This window comes from Bradyrhizobium sp. 153, assembly GCF_023073835.1.
GTDB lineage: Bacteria > Pseudomonadota > Alphaproteobacteria > Rhizobiales > Xanthobacteraceae > Bradyrhizobium.
The window spans coordinates 1-18,320 of record NZ_JADPKH010000023.1 but is presented as its reverse complement, the minus strand read 5'-3'; the positions used below and the strand labels follow the sequence as shown (position 1 = coordinate 18,320).

Here is an 18,320-nt window from a genome sequence, read left to right as displayed (position 1 = left end):
GATGCCGACAAGATCTTCTCAGAAAGGGGGGATCATGTGCAAACCTACGATGGTCGCTTTGGCAACCGGCCTTGTTTTGGCGCTTGCCAATTTCTTGCCGAGTGCGGCTCGAGGGCAAATCGATTCCGCCAAGCCCGCCCTTGCTACCTCGTCATCGAAACCGATTGGGAAGGTGGTGGTGGCCACAGGCTGGGTCACCATCGAGCATGCGAGCGCAGTGGTCGTTCAGGCGAATGTCTCGAGTGAGCCCGGCCGGGCCAACACCGGTGATCCTGTATATCTCGGTGATGTGGTGCTGACCGGGGCCGATGGCCGAGTGGGAATCAACTTCACCGACGGCAGCTCGTTCAATCTATCGAGCAACGCCCGTATGGTGTTGGATCATTATGTGTATGAGCCGGCCGGCAATTCCAATGCAACCCTGTTCAATCTCGCCAGGGGCACGTTCACGTTCGTTGCTGGCAGTGTCGCAAAGACCGGCGACATGAAGGTCGAGACTCCCGTCGCCACGCTGGGAATCCGAGGCACGACGCCGCATATCGAGATTTCGGATGATGGGTCGGTCAAGTTTTCGACCCTGATCGAAGAGGGCAAAAGTAAGCTCCTGAAGAAGCCGGCGACATCCGCGGCGCCGGAGCCTGATCGAAGCAGCAATCGCAGGCTCAACATCTGTCGGGGATGCTGAGAACTTTGCTTGGCCCGAAGCCGCGGTAATGCGCGCGCAGCGCCGGCCGGGCAGAGAGATCAGGATTAGCGCTTCGCTCGCTGTCGGAGTCGGACGCCTGGTGTGGAAATGACCGCAAGAGCCAGTTTGATCAAGGCCGTGATGCTCATTGTTATCCTTGTGCTGTCCGGTTCGTCGGGCTGGGCGCAGAAGCCGAAGAAGGGCAGCTCCCTGAAGAATGTTGAACTGTGTAACGGCTCAGACCGCGTGTCGCCCGAAGCTCGGATCGATGGTTGCACGGCCTTTATCGATGCCGGCGATGGGACGGCGAACGGCTTCGCTGTCGCCCACAACAACAGGGGCAATGCCTACAGCGCCAAAAACAACTATGAACGCGCGATCAAGGATTTCGTTGAAGCGACCAGGCTTAACCCGAATTATCCGAAAGCCTTCAACAACCTCGGCGTGGCCTATCTAAGAACGGGCGCGTACGACCTGGCCCTTGGCGCTTTTGAGGAGGCGCTCAAGCTCAACCCGAACTATGCCGCTGCTTTTGCCAACCGTGCGGCGGCCTACCTGAAGAGGAATGCGTACGACCGTGCAGCGCAGGACTATGACGAGGCAATTCGCCTCGATCCGAATCTCGAGGCGATGTGGAGCGGACGCTGTTGGGCCCGGGCCGTCCTCGGGGCTTTGCAGGCTGCGCTGGAAGACTGCAACAGAGCGCTTCTATTCGAAGCAAACAACGCCGCAACATACGATTCGCGAGCTCTGATAAACCTGAAAATGGGGCAACTCTCCGCGGCTATCGATGATTACAACTCGGCGCTGCGGTTCATGCCCAAGCTTGCGAGCGCGCTCTACGGCCGCGGGGTTGCCAGACTCAAGCTCGGCGACAGAGCTGGCGGCGATAGCGATATTTCGGCGGCAAGAAGAATCGACGCTGGAATCCGCGAGGACTTTGCCCGCTATGGAGTGCCCTCGAACGATTGACTGGTGGCGGCAGCGCAGTTGGGCAGGTGTGAACAATTCCTTAACCGCCTGCGTCTCAAATCCAAAGCTGGCGGACCGCCCACGCTCGATTTGACGAGGCGTGCTCTCTCCACAGCAAATCAAGATATAGCATTAACAAGTCCTTAATTGGCGAGACCTACAGTCGACGGCACCGGCCGGCGCGATTGCCGGCATGGATTGTCAGACCGGAAGAAATGCCGCTAATGGCGCGAAAGGCTGCCGCTGGATTTGTATCGCGAGCCCGCGCCCTGGCGCTGGGGCTGTCGCGTCATATCCGCAACGCGGTGCTCGCGGCCTGCCTGCTGATCGGTTTCGCTGCGCCTGCCCGGGCGGCCGATCCTGTCAGGGGCGAAGCGAGCTTTTCCGCCGGTGGCGGTTTTGCCCGTCTCGTGATCAAGCTCGGCGAGGACGTTCCCTCCGAGGTGACGACGGCCGGCTCCATTCTCGTGATCCGTTTCGACCGGTCCGTCGACGTTCCCGTCGACCGCGTTCCGGAAGGCGCGCCCGACTACGTCAACTCCGCCCGGCGCGATCCCGATGGCGGCGCCATCCGCCTGTCGCTGGCGCGCCGGGTCACCGTCAACACCATGAATGCCGGCGAGCGCACCTTCATCGACCTGTTGCCGGAGGGTTGGAAGGGGCCGCCGCCGAGCCTGCCGATGGAGGTGGTCAAGGAGCTGGCCGAGCGCGCGCGCGTCGCCGAACGTGCGCTGCGCGCCCAGCGCGCCGCGGCCGAGGCCAAGAAGCGTCCGCAGATCCGCGTCCGCGCCTCGGTGCAGCCGACCTTCGTCCGCTTCGTGTTCGAGATGCCCGACGGCGTCGGCGTGTCCTCCGTGCTCAACGAGCAGAAGCTCACGCTCGCGTTCAACGCCAACCTCAATTTCGATCTGGCGGATGCGGTCGTTGCTGCGCCGCCGAACGTCGCCTCGATCAAGCAGAAGGCCGACATCGACCAGACCAGTGTCGAGATCGCTCTGATCGGCGATTCCGACGTGCACTCGTTCCGCGACGAGAAGAACTATATTGTCGACATCGCCTTCCAGCCGGACAGGGGCAGAGCGGCGGCGACCCCCGAGGCGGCGATCGCGCAGGTCAAGCCCGCATCTCACGGACCTGCGCCTGCGCCTGAAAAGCCGGCGGCCGAGAAGCCGAAGGACGCTCATCGCGACATCGTGCCGCCGACGTCCGAGACGATCGCGCGTGAAGCCAGAATAGAGGCAAAGCCCGACGTCAAGCCCGAGGTGAAGCCGGAAGGGCTCGCCGCGATGCCGACGGTCGAAGCGCCGAAACCGGTGCCCGCGACTGAGGCTGCGCACGCTCCGGCAGCGCCCATGGAAGCCTCGAAGCCGGCGCCGCACGTTGCCGAAGCCGCCCCTGCCGAAGCACCGAAAGAGGTTGTAAAGGAAGCTGCGAAAGAGCCGGCCAAGGAATCCGTCAAGGAAGCTCCGAAAGCTGCTCCTGCGCAGGGGCCGGCGGCTGTGCAGCCCGGTATTGCCGGCGTCGATGTGCGCCGTGACAGCGACGGCCTGCGCGTCACGTTCCCGCTTCAGGTCGCAACGCCTGCGGCGGCGTTCCGCCGCGGCGATACGGTCTGGCTGGTGTTCGATACACTGAGGCCGATCGATGTCGAGGCGATCCGCAGCAAGGGCGGGGCGATGATTGGCGAGGTCGGTTGCGTGCCGCTCGACAAGGGGCAGGCGGTTCACATCCGCCTCACCCGTCCGCTGGTCTACTCGCTGACGAGCGAGGAGGTCGGCAAGGAGACCAACTGGCTATTGACGCTCGCCGACAAGATCCAGGCGACGCCGCTGCCGCTGATGATGTCGCGCAACATCACCGATCCTGCGCTCGCCAACATCGCGATCCCCTTCGCCAATCCAGGCCTGCTGCACAAGCTCACCGACCCTGATGCCGGCGATACGCTCTATGTCGTCACGGCGCAGCGGCCGGTGCGTGGTTTCATCAAGCGGCAGGACCTGGTCGATCTCTCGCTGCTGGAATCGGCGCACGGCATCGCGATCCGGCCGAACTCCGACGAGGTCGGGGTCGAGGTCGGCGCCGACAAGGTCATTCTCGGCAAGAAGGGCGGGCTGACGCTGTCGCCGGTGGACATCTCGGCCGAGCGCGCCCCGACCGCGGTGCGCCCGATCTTCAGTCCTGAAGGCTGGCGCAAGGGGCAGTCGGAGAATTTCTGGACGCGCCAGAGCGAGCTGACGACGGCGATCTCGGCCGTCGAGCCCGCGCTGCGGTCGCTGCCGCGGCTCGACCTCGCGCAGTTCTACATGTCGCGGGCCATGTATCACGAGGCCAAGGCCGTGACGGACCTGATGCTGAGCGATCCCCTCAACAAGGAGGAGAGCGGCGCGCTGATCATGCATGCGATCGCGAACATCCTGATCGGCCGGCCGGCGCAGGGCCTGAAGGACCTCGCCAGTCCCGTGATCGGCAACAGCCATGATTCCCAGCTCTGGAAGGCGCTCGCCTATGCGCGCCAGGGCAAATGGGCGGACGCGCGCGAGAAATTCAAGAACGTCGAGTTCGCCATCGCCTCGCTGCCGCTCGACATCCAGCGCATCGTGACGATGGACGCGATGCGCGCCGCGCTCGAGGTGAAGGACTATGCCGGCGCCTCCAAGCGCCGCAGCGAGCTCGAGGTGGTCGGCGTCTCGCCCGAAGCTGCGCCCGGCTTCGCCGTGCTGCGGGGCCGGCTCGCCGAGGCACTCGGCCACGACAAGGATGCGCTCGACGACTACAAATACGCGGTCGCCTCGAGCGACCGACCGGCAGCGGCCGAGGCCAAGCAGCTCGAGGTCGCGCTGCGCCAGAAGCGTGACGAGATCGGCAAGGAAGAAGCGCTGCGCGAGCTCGAGACGCTATCGATGACCTGGCGCGGCGATGCGATCGAGGTCAAGACGCTGCAGATGCTGTCGCAGCTCTATGCCGAGAACGGGCGCTACCGGGACGCGCTCACGGCGGCGCGCACCGCGACGAAGCTCCAGCCGAACGCGGAAGCCTCGCGCCAGGCGCAGGATCTCGCCTCCGACCTGTTCACGCAGATCTTCTTAGGACCAAAGGGCGACGATCTGCCGCCGGTCGAGGCGCTCGGGATGTTCTACGAGTTCCGCGAGCTCACACCGATCGGCCGCCGCGGCGACGAGCTGATCCGCCGTCTCGCCGATCGTCTCGCCTCAGTCGATCTGCTCGACCAGGCCGCCGAGCTTCTGCAATACCAGGTCGATCACCGCCTCGAAGGCGCCGCCCGCGCCCAGGTCGCCGCGCGCCTTGCCATGATCTATCTCGCCAACCGCAAGCCCGACATGGCGATCACCGCGCTGCGCGCGAGCCGCATCAGCGATCTCGCCGGCGAGCTCAGGCAGCAGCGCCTCCTCCTGGAGGGGCGGGCGCAGAGCGACGTCGGCCGTCACGATCTGGCGCTCGATATCGTCTCCAACGTCTCCGGGCGCGAAGTGCTGCGCCTGCGCTCCGATATCTTCTGGGCCGCGCGGCGCTGGCGCGAATCCGCCGAGCAGATCGAGCTCTATTACGGCGAGCGCTTCCGTGACTTCAAGCCGCTCAATGCGGTCGAGAAGAGCGACATCATCCGTGCCGCAGTCGGCTACGCGCTCGCCGACGATTCGATCGGCCTGTCGCGCTTCCGCGAGAAATACGCCCCGCTGATGAGCGAGAGCGCCGACCGTCTCGCCTTCGACATCGCCAGCAAGCCCGCCGCGGCCTCGAGCGCCGAATTCGCCGAGATCGCCAAGCTTGCCGCCAGCGTCGATACGCTCGACGGCTTCCTACGGGAGATGAAGCAGCGCTTCCCTGACGCCACCGCCCGCGCACCTAGCGCGCCGCAGGCCAAGGACGAGACGGACCACACCGGCTCGCTGCCCACGATCCCGGTCGTGCGGCAGATCAAGATGACGCGGTAGGGGACTGATGCCGCGCGAAGCGCGGCCTGTGAGAGCGCCGCATTCTCCGTCATTGCGAGCCACGGGCCCGCGCGAAGCGCGGTCCGATGACAGGCTCAGCGAAGCAATCCAGAGTCTTTTCGCAGCGGCAGTCTGGATTGCTTCGTCGCAAGGGCTCCTCGCAATGACGGGGAGAGGCCAGCGCTGGAGTGGAGAGGATCCGTCGCGCGAAGCTGCCGCCGAACGCCCCATCACCCGCCGTAGCTCTGCACCAGGCTTCCCGCCACCAGCGACCAGCCGTCGACCAGCACGAAGAAGATCAGCTTGAACGGCAGCGAGATCGTTGCTGGTGGCAGCATCATCATGCCCATCGACATCAGCACTGAGGCAACGACGAGGTCGATGATCAGGAAGGGTAGAAACAACAGGAAGCCGATCTCGAAGGCGCGCTTCAGCTCGGAGATCATGAAGGCGGGGACCAGGATGCGCAGTGCGAGATCGTCAGGCGTGGCCGGCAGTGCCTCGCCGGAGAGATCCAGGAATAGCTTGAGGTCCTTCTCGCGCACGTTCTTCTGCATGAAGCCGCGCAAGGGCACCGAGGCGCGCTGGAGTGCGTCCTCGACGCCGATCTGGTTGGCGACGAGCGGGCGGATGCCCTCGTCGTAGGATTTCTGCAGGACCGGTCCCATCACGAAGAAGGTGAGGAACATCGCCAGCGCAATGATCACCGAGTTCGGCGGGGCGGTCGCCGTGCCCATAGCCGTGCGCAGCAGCGACAGCACGACCACGATGCGCGTGAACGACGTCATCATGATCAGGATCGACGGCGCGATCGACAGCACCGTGAGCAGGGCGATGAGCTGGATCGCCCGCTCGGTGACGCCGCCGCCACCCGGACCTCCGCCGAGATTGATGCTGATGTCCTGCGCATGCGAAAGGCTCGCGAGCGAGGCCGCGCCGATTAGGACAGAAAGAAAAAGAACTCTACGCGGGAGGGCCGGCAACCTCACGAAGACGGCTTCGGACGGCCGAGCAGGGACGCCATCTCGTCTTCCAGATTTTCAAAGCTGGTCTTTTCCGTGGCCGGCTTTGCGGGCGGGGCCGGTGGCGCCGGCGGATCGCTCCGTGCCGCGCGTGGGGGAGCGGCCGGCGGTTCCGGCGCAACCGGAGGCGCGACCGTCTCGCCGGCCGGGCGCCGCAGCGCAGCTTCGAGCCGCTGGGCCATTTCGGCGAGATTCTGCTCGGCGCTCGTGGCGGCCGGGGCAGGGGCCGGCGGAGCCGCCTGTGGAATCGGTGGAGGCGGCGGCGGCGCCGCACGCTCGGCGCGCACCGGCGGCACCTTCCCCGGGTCGTTGTGGCGCGGCGGACGCGGCATCAACGGCGGCTCGCTGCGGGCGATGCGCGGCGGCAGCGGCTCGGGCCGTGGTTCGCGCTCGGGCCGTGGCGCGATCGGCTCGGGCGGGAAGCCGGCCAGGGGATCGCCGCGGCGCTCGGCCGGCGCGGGAGCGGGCCGGCGCACCTCGTCGGCGAAGGACGGGCGCGCGGGCCGTGGCGGCGGCTCGGGCATTTGCGGCTCGGGGTGATCGAGCAGTTCGGGTCGCGGCGCTTCGTCGGCCCAGGCGCCGGAATCGGGCATGGGGGCGAGGCGCGGCGGTTCGGCAGCGCTGGAGCGCTGCGGAAACTGGTCGCGGCCGGACCCGGCGCGAACGATATTGGGCTCGACAACGATGTCCGTCGGGCCGCCGATCATCAGGAGATGCTCGACATTGTCGCGCCGGACCAGCACCAGGCGCCGCCGGCCGTCGACGGCGGCGGCATCGATCACGGCGAGTCGGGGCATCCTGCCGCGCTGGGTGTTGGCGCCCAGCCGGCTGCTGGCGAATCGGCGAACCAGCCATGCAGCGACGCCGATCAACGCCAGAACGACGATGAACGCGACGATGAAGGTGATAGGGCTGCCTTGCATACTTGTCCCCGACAAATGGCGCTTTTCTCGTGCCCGTGGTCAGACGCGCCAACCACCGGCATACGATGCCCCAAACTGCGATCTCTTAACGTTCCACGGCAAGTTTTGCCGTCCCCAACTCTTAATAACCCATGAATCGCTCGATCCAAAACGACTTCTTGGCCCGTGTACGCGCCGCCAAATGGTTGGGTTAATGCCACTTTTGGAAAGGTCGAATCGGAACTGCCCGCCTGTCGTGTCCATCGGGGAACCGGTGCCTGTGATGTCTTTAACCAGCTGTTAACCATACAGGCGGCAAATTCTGCCTAGCTTCGGATCTCAAGGTCCGCAAGGGGTGGAAGGAGCCGCAACGATGTCCATTAACGACCTCCCGGTGCTGTCGGCGCTTCGGACCAAGATGCAGTGGCACCAGGAGCGCCAGCGCGTCCTGTCCGAGAACGTCTCCAACTCCGATACCCCCAAATTCCGGCCCCGCGACTTGGTCGAGCCTAAGCTCGACAGGACCGGCGCCGTCACAGGCTCGATGGGGCCGCTGGCCCTTGCCCGCACCAGCGCCTCTCACATGACGCCGCTAGGGGCGGCCTCCGCATTCGACCAGAACAAGAATGCGGGTTTTGAGACCCGCCCTGCCGGCAACGCCGTCAATCTCGAAGAGGAGATGATGAAGGCCGCCAGCAACCAGATGGACTACGCGGCGGCGACCTCGCTCTATTCCAAGAGCCTGCGTCTGCTCAAGACCGCGATCGGCAAGGGCTAGAGCATGATCCCGGAACGGAAGAGCTAGAGACGCATCATGGCCAATGACAGCAGCGACTTTGCCCGCTCGATGGCGATCGCGACCTCCGGCCTCCGGGCGCAGGCCGGCCGCATGCGGGTGATCTCGGAGAACATCGCGAACGCGGATTCGACCTCGCAGACCGCTGGCGGCGAGCCCTACCGGCGCAAGGTGCCGACCTTTTCGTCCGCGCTCGACCGCACGCTCGACGCGCAGGTTGTCACGCTCGGCAGGATCAAGCCGGACCAGTCCAACTTCCGCGTCAAATACGAGCCGAATAATCCGGCCGCCGATGCGAGCGGTAATGTCAAATATCCCAACGTGAACTCGGTGGTCGAGATGACGGACATGCGTGACGCGCAGCGGTCCTACGAGGCCAATCTCAATATCATCAGTGCGACGCGCCGGATGATCCAGCGCACGCTCGACATCCTCAAGAGCTGAACAGGACATCTGAGCCATGGCATCACCGACAATCGCCGCCAATGCTTACGCCAATCTCGCCCGCGTGCTGGAAAACAGCGGTGCCGGCAAGGGCAGCGAGCCCACCGGACAATCCTTCGCTTCACTGCTGAAAGACGCGGTCGGCAGCGTCATGGAGTCCGGCCGCAAGTCCGACGCGCAGACGGTGGCGATGGCCGCCGGCAAAGCCAACGTGATGGACGTGGTGACGGCGGTTGCCGACACCGACGTCGCGGTGTCCACGCTGGTTTCAGTCCGCGATCGCGTGATCGCGGCCTATGAGGACATCATGAAGATGCCGATCTGATTTCGGCCTCCGTCGTCATTGCGAGCGCAGCGAAGCAATCCAGAATCTTTCCGCAGACGGCAGTCTGGATTGCTTCGCTACGCTCGCAATGACGGGGAGAGAACATTCCCTCCCGTCAGAATGATGAGGATGAGACTTGAACAAAGGAACTGTGTCATGACCGGACCCGAAACCCTCGACGTCGCGCGCGATGCGATCTGGACCATCGTGATCGTGTCGTCGCCGCTGATGGTGGTCGGCCTCGTGGTCGGCGTCATCGTGTCGCTGTTCCAGGCGCTGACGCAGATCCAGGAGCAGACGCTGATCTACGTGCCGAAGATCCTGGCCATCTTCGCCACGATGCTATTGGCGCTACCGTTCATGGCCGACTCGCTCCATGCCCACATGCTGCGGATCTCGTCGCGAATCATCGGCGGCTGAGGCACAATGCGTCGGTCATGCGCATCGACATCTCGCTGCTGCCGGCGCTTGCCGCTTCCTTCATGCTCGCCTTCGCCCGGGTCGGTGCGATGGTGATGCTGCTGCCCGGCCTGGGCGAGACCAACATTCCGACGCGGATCAAGCTGTCGATCGCGCTGCTGCTCACGCTGATCATCCTGCCGCTGCATCGCAATGCCTATCAAGTCGACATGGGCTCGCTCGCGCCGCTCCTGGTCCTCATGCTGCATGAGATCGCGATCGGCATCGTGCTGGGTGCGACCGCCCGTGTGACGCTCTCGGCCCTGCAAGTCGCCGGCTCCGTGATCGCGCAGCAGATGGGACTCGGCTTCGTCACCTCGGTCGATCCGACGCAGGGACAGCAGGGCGTGCTGGTCGGCAATTTCCTGACCATGCTGGGCGTGACATTGTTGTTTGCCACCGATAGCCATCATCTGGTGATCGCGGCGCTGAACGACAGCTACACGATCTTCGCACCGGGCGAGACCGTCTCGAGCGGCGATGTCGCCTCGCTGGCAACGCGGGCCTTCGCCGCCGCCTTTCGCCTCGGCTTGCAGCTCTCCGGACCGTTTCTGGTGTTCGGCCTCGTCTTCAACATCGGGCTCGGGGTGCTGGCGCGGCTGATGCCGCAGATGCAGGTCTATTTCGTCGGCGTGCCACTGTCGATCTTCGCGGGCTTTCTGGTGCTCGCCGTGGTGCTCACGGCGATGATGGGTACGTATCTGGATTACTTCATCGGTGTCATGCACCAGATGATGCCGCTCAAATGATAGGGATCGATCGATGGCGGAGGACAACGATCCGGAGAGTCAAACAGAAGACCCGACGCAAAAGCGCCTCGACGATGCACTCGAACGTGGCGACGTCGCCAAGAGCCAGGAGATCAACACCTGGTTCATGATGGCGGGCGGCACGCTCGTGGTCTCGACCTTCTCGGCCTCGGTCGGCAGCGGGCTATTGACGCCGATGCGCAACCTGCTCGCCAATTCCTGGATGATCAAGACCGACGGCAGGGCTCTGCTCGCGCTGATGCAGCAGATCGAGTTCGCCGTGCTCGCCGCGATCGGCGTGCCCCTCTTGATGCTGGTGCTGGCGGCGATTGCCGGCAACATGCTCCAGCATCGCCTGGTGTGGTCCGCCGAATCGCTGAAACCCAAATTCAGCAAAATCTCGCCCGGTGCCGGCTTCAAGCGCATCTTCGGCAAGCAGGCGGCGGCGAACTTCCTGAAAGGTCTCGGCAAGCTGATCGGGCTCGGCGTCGTCATGGCCATGATCCTGTGGCCGGAGCGGCACCGCATGGAAGCGATGGTCAAGCTCGATCCGGCTGCCATGCTCGGAGCCACCATCAGCATGACCATCCATCTGCTCGGGGCAGTGGTGGCGGCGCTCGCGATCGTCGCCATCGCCGACTATTTCTTCCAGTACCGAAGCTGGTTCCAGCGGCAGAAGATGTCGCTCCAGGAGATCAAAGAAGAGTACAAGCAGTCCGAAGGCGACCCGCACATCAAGGGCAAGATCCGGCAACTGCGGCAGCAGCGCGCCAAGAAGCGCATGATGGCGGCGGTTCCCAAGGCCTCCGTGATCATCACCAACCCGACCCACTATTCGGTGGCGCTGTCCTACGAGCGCGGCATGTCGGCGCCGGTCTGCGTCGCCAAGGGCGTCGACAACCTCGCCTTCAAGATCCGGGAAATCGCGCGCGAGCACGACATTCCGATTGTCGAGAACGTGCCGCTCGCCCGCGCGCTCTACGCCACCGTCGACATCGATGAGGAAATCCCGACCGAGCACTACCATGCGGTCGCCGAAGTCATCGGCTACGTCATGCGGCTGAAGCGCGGATTCAGCGCCGGGCGGGGATAAAATGCCCGGAAAGTACCGGAAATGGCCGTAATCTGGGAATCAGCGTACCTTTCGCCCCTGCTGCCCTTGCGCCTTCGGGTCCGATTCAGGCAGGGAGGACCCTGCGCGCCCCGTAGCGCGTTGATTCTCTGCCGACAGGCTACGCCAGCGTGAAATGACTGCTGAGACCGACCACGACCTGTCACGCGAGCCCGTTGCGGCGCATGAGCCGTCGCCGCGCTCGGGCAGCATCGCGCTCGTGCTGCTGGTGGCCGCCGGGCTCGTCGCGGTCGCCGTCGGGCTGATGACGCTTGGGCGCGCGCAGGCGCAGCCATATATTCTCGGCATCCTCGCCGTGCTGGCGATGGTCGGCCTGTTCAACCTGTTCGCTTTCGCCGCCGGCATCATCCGCTTCGCCGACCGCAATCTCTACGATCCCATCATCGGCCGCATCTCCGATCACGCGTTCGACGGGCTCGCGGTCACCGATGCGCGCGGCCATGTGGTCTATTCCAACGCGGCCTATCTGACGTTGACCGGCGCCACCGGTCCACAGGACGTGCGTCCGGTCGAGCGCGTCTTTATCGGCAACCCCGACGTCTCCGAAGCCGTGTTCCGCCTGCTCAAAGCCGCCCGCGAAGGCAAACGGCAGCAGGAGGAGGTGCGCATCTCCGGTCATGACGGCAACCAGGGCCGCTGGCTGCGCATGCGGGTGCGCCCGCTCGGCACCGGCAAGCGCGAGGCGAAATATGCGGTGTGGTCGATCGCCGACATCACCCGCGATCGGGAGCGCCAGGAGGACGTGTTCCAGGAGCTCCAGCACGCGATCGAATATCTCGATCACGCGCCGTGCGGCTTCTTCTCGGTCAATCCGGCCGGCGAGCTCGCTTATGTCAACGCGACGCTGGCGAACTGGCTCGACTACGACCTCGCCGAGATCGGCTCGGGCGGATTGAAGCTTACCGACATCGTCTCCGGCGACGGCGCCTCGCTGCTGACCTCGATCGTGGCGGTACCTGGCGAGGTGAAGACCGAGGTCTTCGATATCGACCTGCGCATGCGCACGGGCAAGACCATGCCGGTGCGGCTCTATCACAAGCTTGCCTTCGGCGCCGACGGCGCGCCGGGGCCGTCGCGCACGCTCGTGATCAGCCGTGCCCGCGACGAGCGCAGCGATCCCGACCGCGCCGCCGAAGTGCGCTTCATGCGCTTCTTCGACCACACGCCGATGGCAATCGCGACCGTCGACCGCGCCGGCAACGTCGTGCGCTCCAACGCCCGCTACGCCAAGCTTGGGCAAGCCTTGGGGCTCGACAGCGCCTCTAAGTCGATCTTCCGCGCGGTCAGTTCGCGCGACCGGCACCTTTTGATCGCGGCCATCAACCAGGCCGCCGAAGGCCAGGCCGACGTCGCGCCGGTCGAAGTGGCGCTGGAAGGGACCAAGGAGCGCTGGGGCCAGTTCTTCGTCACGCCGGTCGATTCGGCCGAGAATGACGCGGAAGCCGCGATCGTGCACATGCTCGAGACCACCGAGCGGCGCGCGCTGGAGAACCAGATCAACCAGTCGCAGAAGATGGAGACCGTCGGCCAGCTCGCCGGCGGCATCGCCCACGACTTCAACAACGTGCTCTCCGCCATCATGATGGCGAACGATTTCCTGCTGAACGCGCACAAACCGACCGACCCGTCGTTCCAGGACATCATGCAGATCAAGCAGAACGCGACGCGCGCCGCCACCCTGGTGCGGCAGCTGCTGGCGTTCTCGCGTCGGCAGACTTTGCGGCCGCAGGTGCTCGATCTCGGCGATGCTTTGAGCGATCTTACCATGCTGCTGCGCCGGCTGATCGGCGAGAAGGTCAAGCTCGATCTCGTCCACGGCCGCGACCTCTGGCCGGTCAAGGTCGACGTCTCTCAGTTCGAGCAGGTGATCGTCAACCTCGCGGTGAACGCGCGCGATGCCATGCCTGATGGTGGCAAGCTGATCATCCGCACCGCCAACGTCACCAGCGACGATGCCGGCAAGCTCGCCTACAAGGGCATGCCGGCCGCGGACTATGTCCGGATCGAGGTCGCCGACACCGGCACCGGCATCCCCGCCGACATCCGCGACAAGATTTTCGAGCCGTTCTTCTCCACGAAAGAGGTGGGCAAGGGCACCGGCCTCGGGCTTTCCACCGTTTACGGCATCGTCAAGCAGACCGGCGGTTTTATCTACGTCGATTCCGAACCGGGGCAGGGCACCTCGTTCCATATCTTCCTGCCGCGCCATCATGCGGAGCCGGAGCTACAGGTCGAGCAGCCCGCTGCCGTGGTCAGCGCGAGCCATGGCGCCGCGAAGGACGCCGCACCGGCGGCGGAGGCCAAGCCGCGCACCGATCTCACTGGCCAGGGCACCATCCTTCTCGTCGAAGACGAAGAGGGCCTGCGCGCCCTCAATGCACGCGGCCTGCGCTCGCGCGGCTACACGGTGGTCGAGGCCGAGAACGGCGTCGAGGCCATGGAGGTGCTGGAGGAGCAGAGCGGCGCGATCGATCTCGTCGTCTCCGACGTGGTGATGCCGGAGATGGACGGCCCGACGCTGCTGACGGCGATGCGGCAGAAGAACCCGGATATCAAGTTCATCTTCGTCTCCGGCTACGCCGAGGATGCGTTCGAGAAGAGCCTCCCCGAAGGCCAGCAGTTCGACTTCCTGCCAAAACCGTTCACGCTCAGCCAGCTCGTGGCGGCGGTGAAGGAGACGATGACGAAGGCGGGATGAGGCGCGTCCTCTCCAGTTATTCCGCAATGACGAGGGGAGAAAGCGGAAATCGCATTGCAAACCCGCCGGTATCCAGCGACCCCCGTTCCCCCGTTTACTCGGCCAAACCTCGCCAAATATGGGCTTTTGCCACATCCCCGCGACTGAGGGCCGCAGCCACAGGTTCCGAAACCCGCTTCACTTTTCGGGAAGTCTGCCCATCTTAAGCGCACGTCCCCATGCCGGGGATTTGGGAAACGCACATGACTTTCTCGCAACGCTCCCGCAGTGTCTTCAAGGCGATTGCCGTCGTGCTGGCGCTTGCGCTGCCGACCGCGCTGGCGATCTCGTCTGCCGACGCCCGCGCTGGCGGCGGCTTCTCCTCGGGTTCGCGCGGCTCGCGGACCTATTCGGCGCCGCCATCGACCACGACCGCGCCGGGCTCGACCTCGCAGTTCAACCGCACCTACACCCAGCCGGGCGCAGGCATGAATTCGGCCGCGACCTCGCCGGCGCGCGGCGGCCTGTTCGGTCGCGGCGGCGGCTTCCTGGGCGGCCTTGCGGCCGGCTTCCTCGGCGCAGGCCTGCTCGGCATGCTGTTCGGCGGCGGTCTGTTCGGCGGCCTCGGCGGCCTGTCCTCGATCCTCGGCCTGATCATCCAGATCGCGCTGGTGGTACTCGTGGTACGGCTGGCGATGTCCTGGTGGCAGCGCCGTCACTCGCCGCAGGCGGCCTATGCCAATGCTGATGCGGGCGCAGGTCCCGGACCGCAGCCGAACTATCGCAGCGGTCTCGGTGGCTTGGGCTTCGGCGCCAACAACGCGCCGCTCGAGATCAAGCCGGACGACTATGAAGCGTTCGAGCGCCTGCTCGGCGAGGTCCAGGCCGCCTGGTCGAACGAGGACGTCGCCAAGCTGCACACGCTCGCGACGCCGGAGATGGTCTCGTACTTCGAGCAGGACCTCGCCCAGAACCGCGCGCGCAACGTCGTCAACAAGGTGACCAACGTCAAGCTGTTGCAGGGCGACCTCGCGGAAGCCTGGCGCGAAGGCGAGACGGACTACGCCACGGTGGCGCTGCGCTTCGCGCTCACCGACAAGACGGTCGACCGCAACACCGGCGCAGTCGTTGCCGGCAGCGAGCAGCCGGGCGAGGCGACCGAGATCTGGACGTTCGCCCGCCGGCCGGGCACCGGCTGGGAATTGTCGGCGATCCAGCAGACCAACTGATCGCTCGTGACATGAGAAACCAAGGCGTCGTGCTCCGGCACGGCGCCTTTTCTTATGCGCGTCTCTTCTTTGGGGCGCCTCGCATCGCCGCATCGGAATAAGCACGCGTGCGTCGGGTTGAAATCAGGCGGCCAAACGACAACCACAACAGGAGGACACCATGATCCGCACCGCGAAATCCTCGACGATTTCAGGCCTCGCACTCGTATTGGCCTTGCTTGCGGCCCCATCGGCGCTGGCGCAATCGGCCGACATGACGTTTTTCGTGACCTCAAGCGGCCTCGGCAAGGGCGCCGATCTCGGCGGCCTCGAGGGAGCCGACGCGCACTGCCAGAAGCTCGCTCAGGCCGCCGGCGCAGGCAACAAAACCTGGCGCGCCTATCTCTCGACCCAGGCCGCCGACGGCAAGCCGGCAATCAACGCCCGAGACCGCATCGGCAAGGGACCGTGGCAGAACGCCAAGGGCGCGGTGATTGCCAAGGACGTTGCCGATCTGCACAGCCCGGCCAACAACCTCACCAAGCAGACCGCGCTCAGCGAGAAGGGCGAGGGGATCAATGGTGTTGGCGACCAGCCAAACCGGCATGACGTCCTCACGGGATCGCAACCAGACGGCACCGCGTTTGGCGGTCCGGACGATCGCACCTGCAAGAACTGGACATCGAGCACACAAGGCGCCGCGATGGTTGGCCATCTCGATCGACGGGGCTTGCGCGACGATGAGCCCTCGAAATCGTGGAACAGCTCTCACCCGTCCCGCGGCCCCGACGGCGGCTGCTCGCAGGCCGATCTGAAGAGCACCGGCGGCGACGGCCTGTTCTATTGTTTTGCGGCGAATTGAGGCGCGGAACTCCTTCTCACGTCATGGCGTTCGTGGTTGCGTACTGCACTTGCCGCAACGCAATCACGGACGGTCTCCATGAAATACGAGCTCTATTACTGGCCCGAGATCCAGGGCCGCGGTGAATATGTGCGGCTGGCGCTGGAGGAGGCGGGCGCCGCTTATATCGACGTCGCACGCGGGCCGGGCGGAACGGCTGCGATGATGAAGATAATGAATGCGCGTGAAGGCACGCCGCCCTTTGCCCCGCCGTTCCTGAAAGCGGGCAAGCTCGTCATCGGCCAGACCGCCAACATCCTGCTCTATCTCGGTGCCCGCCATGGCCTTGCGCCGAAGACCGAAGGCGGCAGGCTCTGGGTGCACCAGCTCCAGCTCACCGTCACCGACCTCGTCGTCGAGATCCACGACACCCATCATCCGCTCGGACCCTCGCTCTATTACGAGGACCAGAAGCCAGCGGCGAAGAAGCGCACCGCCGATTTCTGGAGCGAGCGCGTGCCGAAATATCTCGGCTATTTCGAGCAGCTTCTCACCGAGAGTGGCGGCACCTATGTCACCGGCCGCCGACTGACCTATGTCGATCTCTCGCTGTTCCAGATCGTCGCGGGGCTCCGCTATGCCTTCCCCAGGCGCATGAAGGCGTTCGAGACGGATATTCCGACCCTGGTCGGCCTGCACGACCGCATCGCTGCGCGGCCGAACATCAAGGCCTATCTCGAAAGCGACCGCCGCATTCCCTTCAACGAGCAGGGCATCTTCCGCCGCTATCGCGAGCTGGATAATTAGCCGGTCGGACGGCAGTGGATTGCCCTCACCAGAGGCCCGGCACGAGGCGATAGCGCACCCGCGCCGCATAGTCCGCATAGCCCGGCAGGCCCTCGCGCAAGGTGCGCTCCTCGATCCCGATGCGGACCGCAAACAGAGCGGCGAAAAGCGGCAGCATCGCAAGTCCCCACCACGACCCCAGCAGCAGCGGCACGCCGGTGAAGAACAGGATCATGCCGCTGTACATGGGATGGCGGACATGGGCGTAGGGGCCGGTCGAGATCACCCGCTGGGCGCGCTCGGCCTGGAGCTTCACCACGGGGGCGGCAAACGAGTTCTCGCGGAAGACCCACATTGTGAACAGCGTCGAAGCCAGGAACAACACGAGGCCGAGGATCTGGAACGCAACCGGCATCTCGGAGGATTGAATGCGTCGGTCGAAACCTATCAGCGCCAGCCAGGCGAACATCGTGATGACGAAGACAGTCACGAAGATCTTGTCGGCGGCGGGCTGATCCCGTTGTAGAACCGGCCGCAGACGTTCGGCGAGCAGCGCCGGATCGATCCGGTAGAGCCACCAGCCGCAGAGCGGACCGAGCAGGGCAGAGGTGGCGAGGAGCACCCAGGCCGAAGGCCAGTGCCACGTTCCGGCGGAGGCGAACAACAGCGCGCCCATGCCGACGACGAAGATCGTGTTCTGCAACAGGAAGCGTGCGATCATGCGCAGGATCCCGGGATGACCGCGCCCGATCATGGTCCCGCTATCCGGCAAAGATGCGGCCGGATGCACCAAAGGCTCGATCGACCGGATCGGGCGCTTCTGCCTTGGCAAGCCTGATCAGGCGAGCTGATCGATCCGCGTGCCCTGACCGGGCGGCAACGGCGCGGGCGGCTGCGGCTTATAGGTCGGATCCTCGTCCTTGACCTTGGCCTGATCGTCCTGCTGCTTGGTCGTGTCGTAGTTCGGAACCACGATCGCGATCGGCGGCGGCGCAACGGTAGAAACCTTCATCCGCAATCCTCACACATGGAAGCAATCGAGCCTGCCCTGTGAGGAGCGAAATTTCCTTCAAGGCAATTGCTAAAATGCGAGGGAATTGGCGCGGTGGGATGCGCTCTCTTTGCTTCCGCGAGTGCAAGATTTGAAAGGGGCGCGGCTCTCTCCACCGTCATTGCGAGCGTAGCGAAGCAATCCAGTCTATCACCGCGGAGGGACTCTGGATTGCTTGGCTGAGCCTGCCATCGGGCCGCGCTTGGCGCGGGCTCGTTGGCTCGCAATTGTCGATGTTCAATAATTCGCTGATTGGATCGCGGTGGTCTTGGTAGCGGCGAAGGCCTTGGGAGTTTGTCCTGCCAAGGCCTGATGGGG

The 18,320-nt window shown here is 64.9% G+C and carries 17 protein-coding genes; 13 read left to right on the top strand and 4 right to left on the bottom strand.

The features are described 5' to 3' along the window. Positions 1-49: 49 nt before the first annotated feature. The 3 genes from IVA91_RS05715 to IVA91_RS05705 all read left to right on the top strand — a co-directional run bounded on the left by IVA91_RS05715 (position 50) and on the right by IVA91_RS05705 (position 5,610). Positions 50-685, top strand: coding sequence for a FecR family protein (locus IVA91_RS05715; RefSeq protein WP_247278064.1), 636 nt, complete (start codon positions 50-52; stop codon positions 683-685). A 126-nt stretch (positions 686-811) separates the two neighbouring features. Beyond that, on the top strand, positions 812-1,657 hold the full coding sequence (locus tag IVA91_RS05710; protein WP_346015467.1) for a tetratricopeptide repeat protein: 846 nt from the start codon (positions 812-814) through the stop codon (positions 1,655-1,657). A 224-nt stretch (positions 1,658-1,881) separates the two neighbouring features. Then, complete coding sequence (locus IVA91_RS05705) at positions 1,882-5,610, top strand: tetratricopeptide repeat protein (RefSeq protein ID WP_247421832.1); 3,729 nt, start codon at positions 1,882-1,884, stop codon at positions 5,608-5,610. Between the two features lie 230 nt (positions 5,611-5,840). On the opposite strand, the gene fliP is transcribed toward IVA91_RS05705, so the two are convergent. After that, positions 5,841-6,599: a flagellar type III secretion system pore protein FliP gene (gene fliP, locus IVA91_RS05700; RefSeq protein ID WP_247278061.1), complete on the bottom strand. Its 759-nt coding sequence runs from the start codon at positions 6,597-6,599 to the stop codon at positions 5,841-5,843. Then, entirely contained in the window at positions 6,596-7,555 is a 960-nt protein-coding gene (locus tag IVA91_RS05695) for a flagellar biosynthetic protein FliO (protein ID WP_247421831.1), read from the bottom strand. Before IVA91_RS05695 ends, fliP begins: the two co-directional genes overlap by 4 nt. Before the next feature lie 352 nt (positions 7,556-7,907). Here IVA91_RS05695 and flgB point away from each other — a divergent pair, with 352 nt between their 5' ends. The 10 genes from flgB to IVA91_RS05645 all read left to right on the top strand — a co-directional run bounded on the left by flgB (position 7,908) and on the right by IVA91_RS05645 (position 16,972). Further along, on the top strand, positions 7,908-8,312 hold the full coding sequence (flgB, locus tag IVA91_RS05690; protein WP_247278059.1) for a flagellar basal body rod protein FlgB: 405 nt from the start codon (positions 7,908-7,910) through the stop codon (positions 8,310-8,312). A gap of 36 nt (positions 8,313-8,348) precedes the next feature. Then, the gene (gene flgC / locus IVA91_RS05685; RefSeq protein ID WP_247278058.1) at positions 8,349-8,774 is read left to right on the top strand and encodes a flagellar basal body rod protein FlgC; all 426 of its coding nucleotides are present in this window, start codon (positions 8,349-8,351) and stop codon (positions 8,772-8,774) included. A gap of 16 nt (positions 8,775-8,790) precedes the next feature. After that, complete coding sequence (gene fliE / locus IVA91_RS05680) at positions 8,791-9,099, top strand: flagellar hook-basal body complex protein FliE (protein WP_247278057.1); 309 nt, start codon at positions 8,791-8,793, stop codon at positions 9,097-9,099. A gap of 156 nt (positions 9,100-9,255) precedes the next feature. Further along, positions 9,256-9,519 (top strand): flagellar biosynthesis protein FliQ, encoded by a 264-nt coding sequence (fliQ, locus tag IVA91_RS05675; protein ID WP_011088555.1) that lies wholly within the window; start codon positions 9,256-9,258, stop codon positions 9,517-9,519. Between the two features lie 17 nt (positions 9,520-9,536). Then, positions 9,537-10,307: a flagellar biosynthetic protein FliR gene (fliR, locus tag IVA91_RS05670; RefSeq protein ID WP_247278056.1), complete on the top strand. Its 771-nt coding sequence runs from the start codon at positions 9,537-9,539 to the stop codon at positions 10,305-10,307. Positions 10,308-10,320: 13 nt separating this feature from the next. Then, complete coding sequence (gene flhB, locus IVA91_RS05665) at positions 10,321-11,400, top strand: flagellar biosynthesis protein FlhB (RefSeq protein WP_247421828.1); 1,080 nt, start codon at positions 10,321-10,323, stop codon at positions 11,398-11,400. A 154-nt stretch (positions 11,401-11,554) separates the two neighbouring features. Continuing rightward, complete coding sequence (locus IVA91_RS05660; protein WP_247449105.1) at positions 11,555-14,137, top strand: PAS domain-containing protein; 2,583 nt, start codon at positions 11,555-11,557, stop codon at positions 14,135-14,137. Between the two features lie 218 nt (positions 14,138-14,355). Further along, positions 14,356-15,345: a Tim44 domain-containing protein gene (locus IVA91_RS05655; RefSeq protein ID WP_247278053.1), complete on the top strand. Its 990-nt coding sequence runs from the start codon at positions 14,356-14,358 to the stop codon at positions 15,343-15,345. A 160-nt stretch (positions 15,346-15,505) separates the two neighbouring features. Beyond that, entirely contained in the window at positions 15,506-16,186 is a 681-nt protein-coding gene (locus IVA91_RS05650) for a lectin (RefSeq protein ID WP_247421825.1), read from the top strand. Positions 16,187-16,264: 78 nt separating this feature from the next. Further along, the gene (locus IVA91_RS05645; protein WP_247278051.1) at positions 16,265-16,972 is read left to right on the top strand and encodes a glutathione S-transferase; all 708 of its coding nucleotides are present in this window, start codon (positions 16,265-16,267) and stop codon (positions 16,970-16,972) included. A gap of 25 nt (positions 16,973-16,997) precedes the next feature. On the opposite strand, the gene IVA91_RS05640 is transcribed toward IVA91_RS05645, so the two are convergent. Further along, positions 16,998-17,672: an isoprenylcysteine carboxylmethyltransferase family protein gene (locus IVA91_RS05640; RefSeq protein WP_247449156.1), complete on the bottom strand. Its 675-nt coding sequence runs from the start codon at positions 17,670-17,672 to the stop codon at positions 16,998-17,000. 117 nt (positions 17,673-17,789) lie between these two features. Continuing rightward, positions 17,790-17,963 (bottom strand): hypothetical protein, encoded by a 174-nt coding sequence (locus IVA91_RS05635; protein WP_247278050.1) that lies wholly within the window; start codon positions 17,961-17,963, stop codon positions 17,790-17,792. Positions 17,964-18,320: the final 357 nt, after the last annotated feature.

Bases quoted from the DNA above. Each gene is read 5' to 3' on its own strand.
- IVA91_RS05715 (WP_247278064.1), top strand. From the start codon at position 50: ATGGTCGCTTTGGCAACCGGCCTTGTTTTGGCGCTTGCCAATTTCTTG.
- IVA91_RS05705 (WP_247421832.1), top strand. From the start codon at position 1,882: ATGGCGCGAAAGGCTGCCGCTGGATTTGTATCGCGAGCCCGCGCCCTG.
- IVA91_RS05695 (WP_247421831.1), bottom strand. From the start codon at position 7,555: ATGCAAGGCAGCCCTATCACCTTCATCGTCGCGTTCATCGTCGTTCTG.
- flgB (WP_247278059.1), top strand. From the start codon at position 7,908: ATGTCCATTAACGACCTCCCGGTGCTGTCGGCGCTTCGGACCAAGATG.
- flgC (WP_247278058.1), top strand. From the start codon at position 8,349: ATGGCCAATGACAGCAGCGACTTTGCCCGCTCGATGGCGATCGCGACC.
- fliE (WP_247278057.1), top strand. From the start codon at position 8,791: ATGGCATCACCGACAATCGCCGCCAATGCTTACGCCAATCTCGCCCGC.
- fliQ (WP_011088555.1), top strand. From the start codon at position 9,256: ATGACCGGACCCGAAACCCTCGACGTCGCGCGCGATGCGATCTGGACC.
- fliR (WP_247278056.1), top strand. From the start codon at position 9,537: ATGCGCATCGACATCTCGCTGCTGCCGGCGCTTGCCGCTTCCTTCATG.
- flhB (WP_247421828.1), top strand. From the start codon at position 10,321: ATGGCGGAGGACAACGATCCGGAGAGTCAAACAGAAGACCCGACGCAA.
- IVA91_RS05660 (WP_247449105.1), top strand. From the start codon at position 11,555: ATGACTGCTGAGACCGACCACGACCTGTCACGCGAGCCCGTTGCGGCG.
- IVA91_RS05655 (WP_247278053.1), top strand. From the start codon at position 14,356: ATGCCGGGGATTTGGGAAACGCACATGACTTTCTCGCAACGCTCCCGC.
- IVA91_RS05650 (WP_247421825.1), top strand. From the start codon at position 15,506: ATGATCCGCACCGCGAAATCCTCGACGATTTCAGGCCTCGCACTCGTA.
- IVA91_RS05645 (WP_247278051.1), top strand. From the start codon at position 16,265: ATGAAATACGAGCTCTATTACTGGCCCGAGATCCAGGGCCGCGGTGAA.
- IVA91_RS05640 (WP_247449156.1), bottom strand. From the start codon at position 17,672: ATGATCGCACGCTTCCTGTTGCAGAACACGATCTTCGTCGTCGGCATG.
- IVA91_RS05635 (WP_247278050.1), bottom strand. From the start codon at position 17,963: ATGAAGGTTTCTACCGTTGCGCCGCCGCCGATCGCGATCGTGGTTCCG.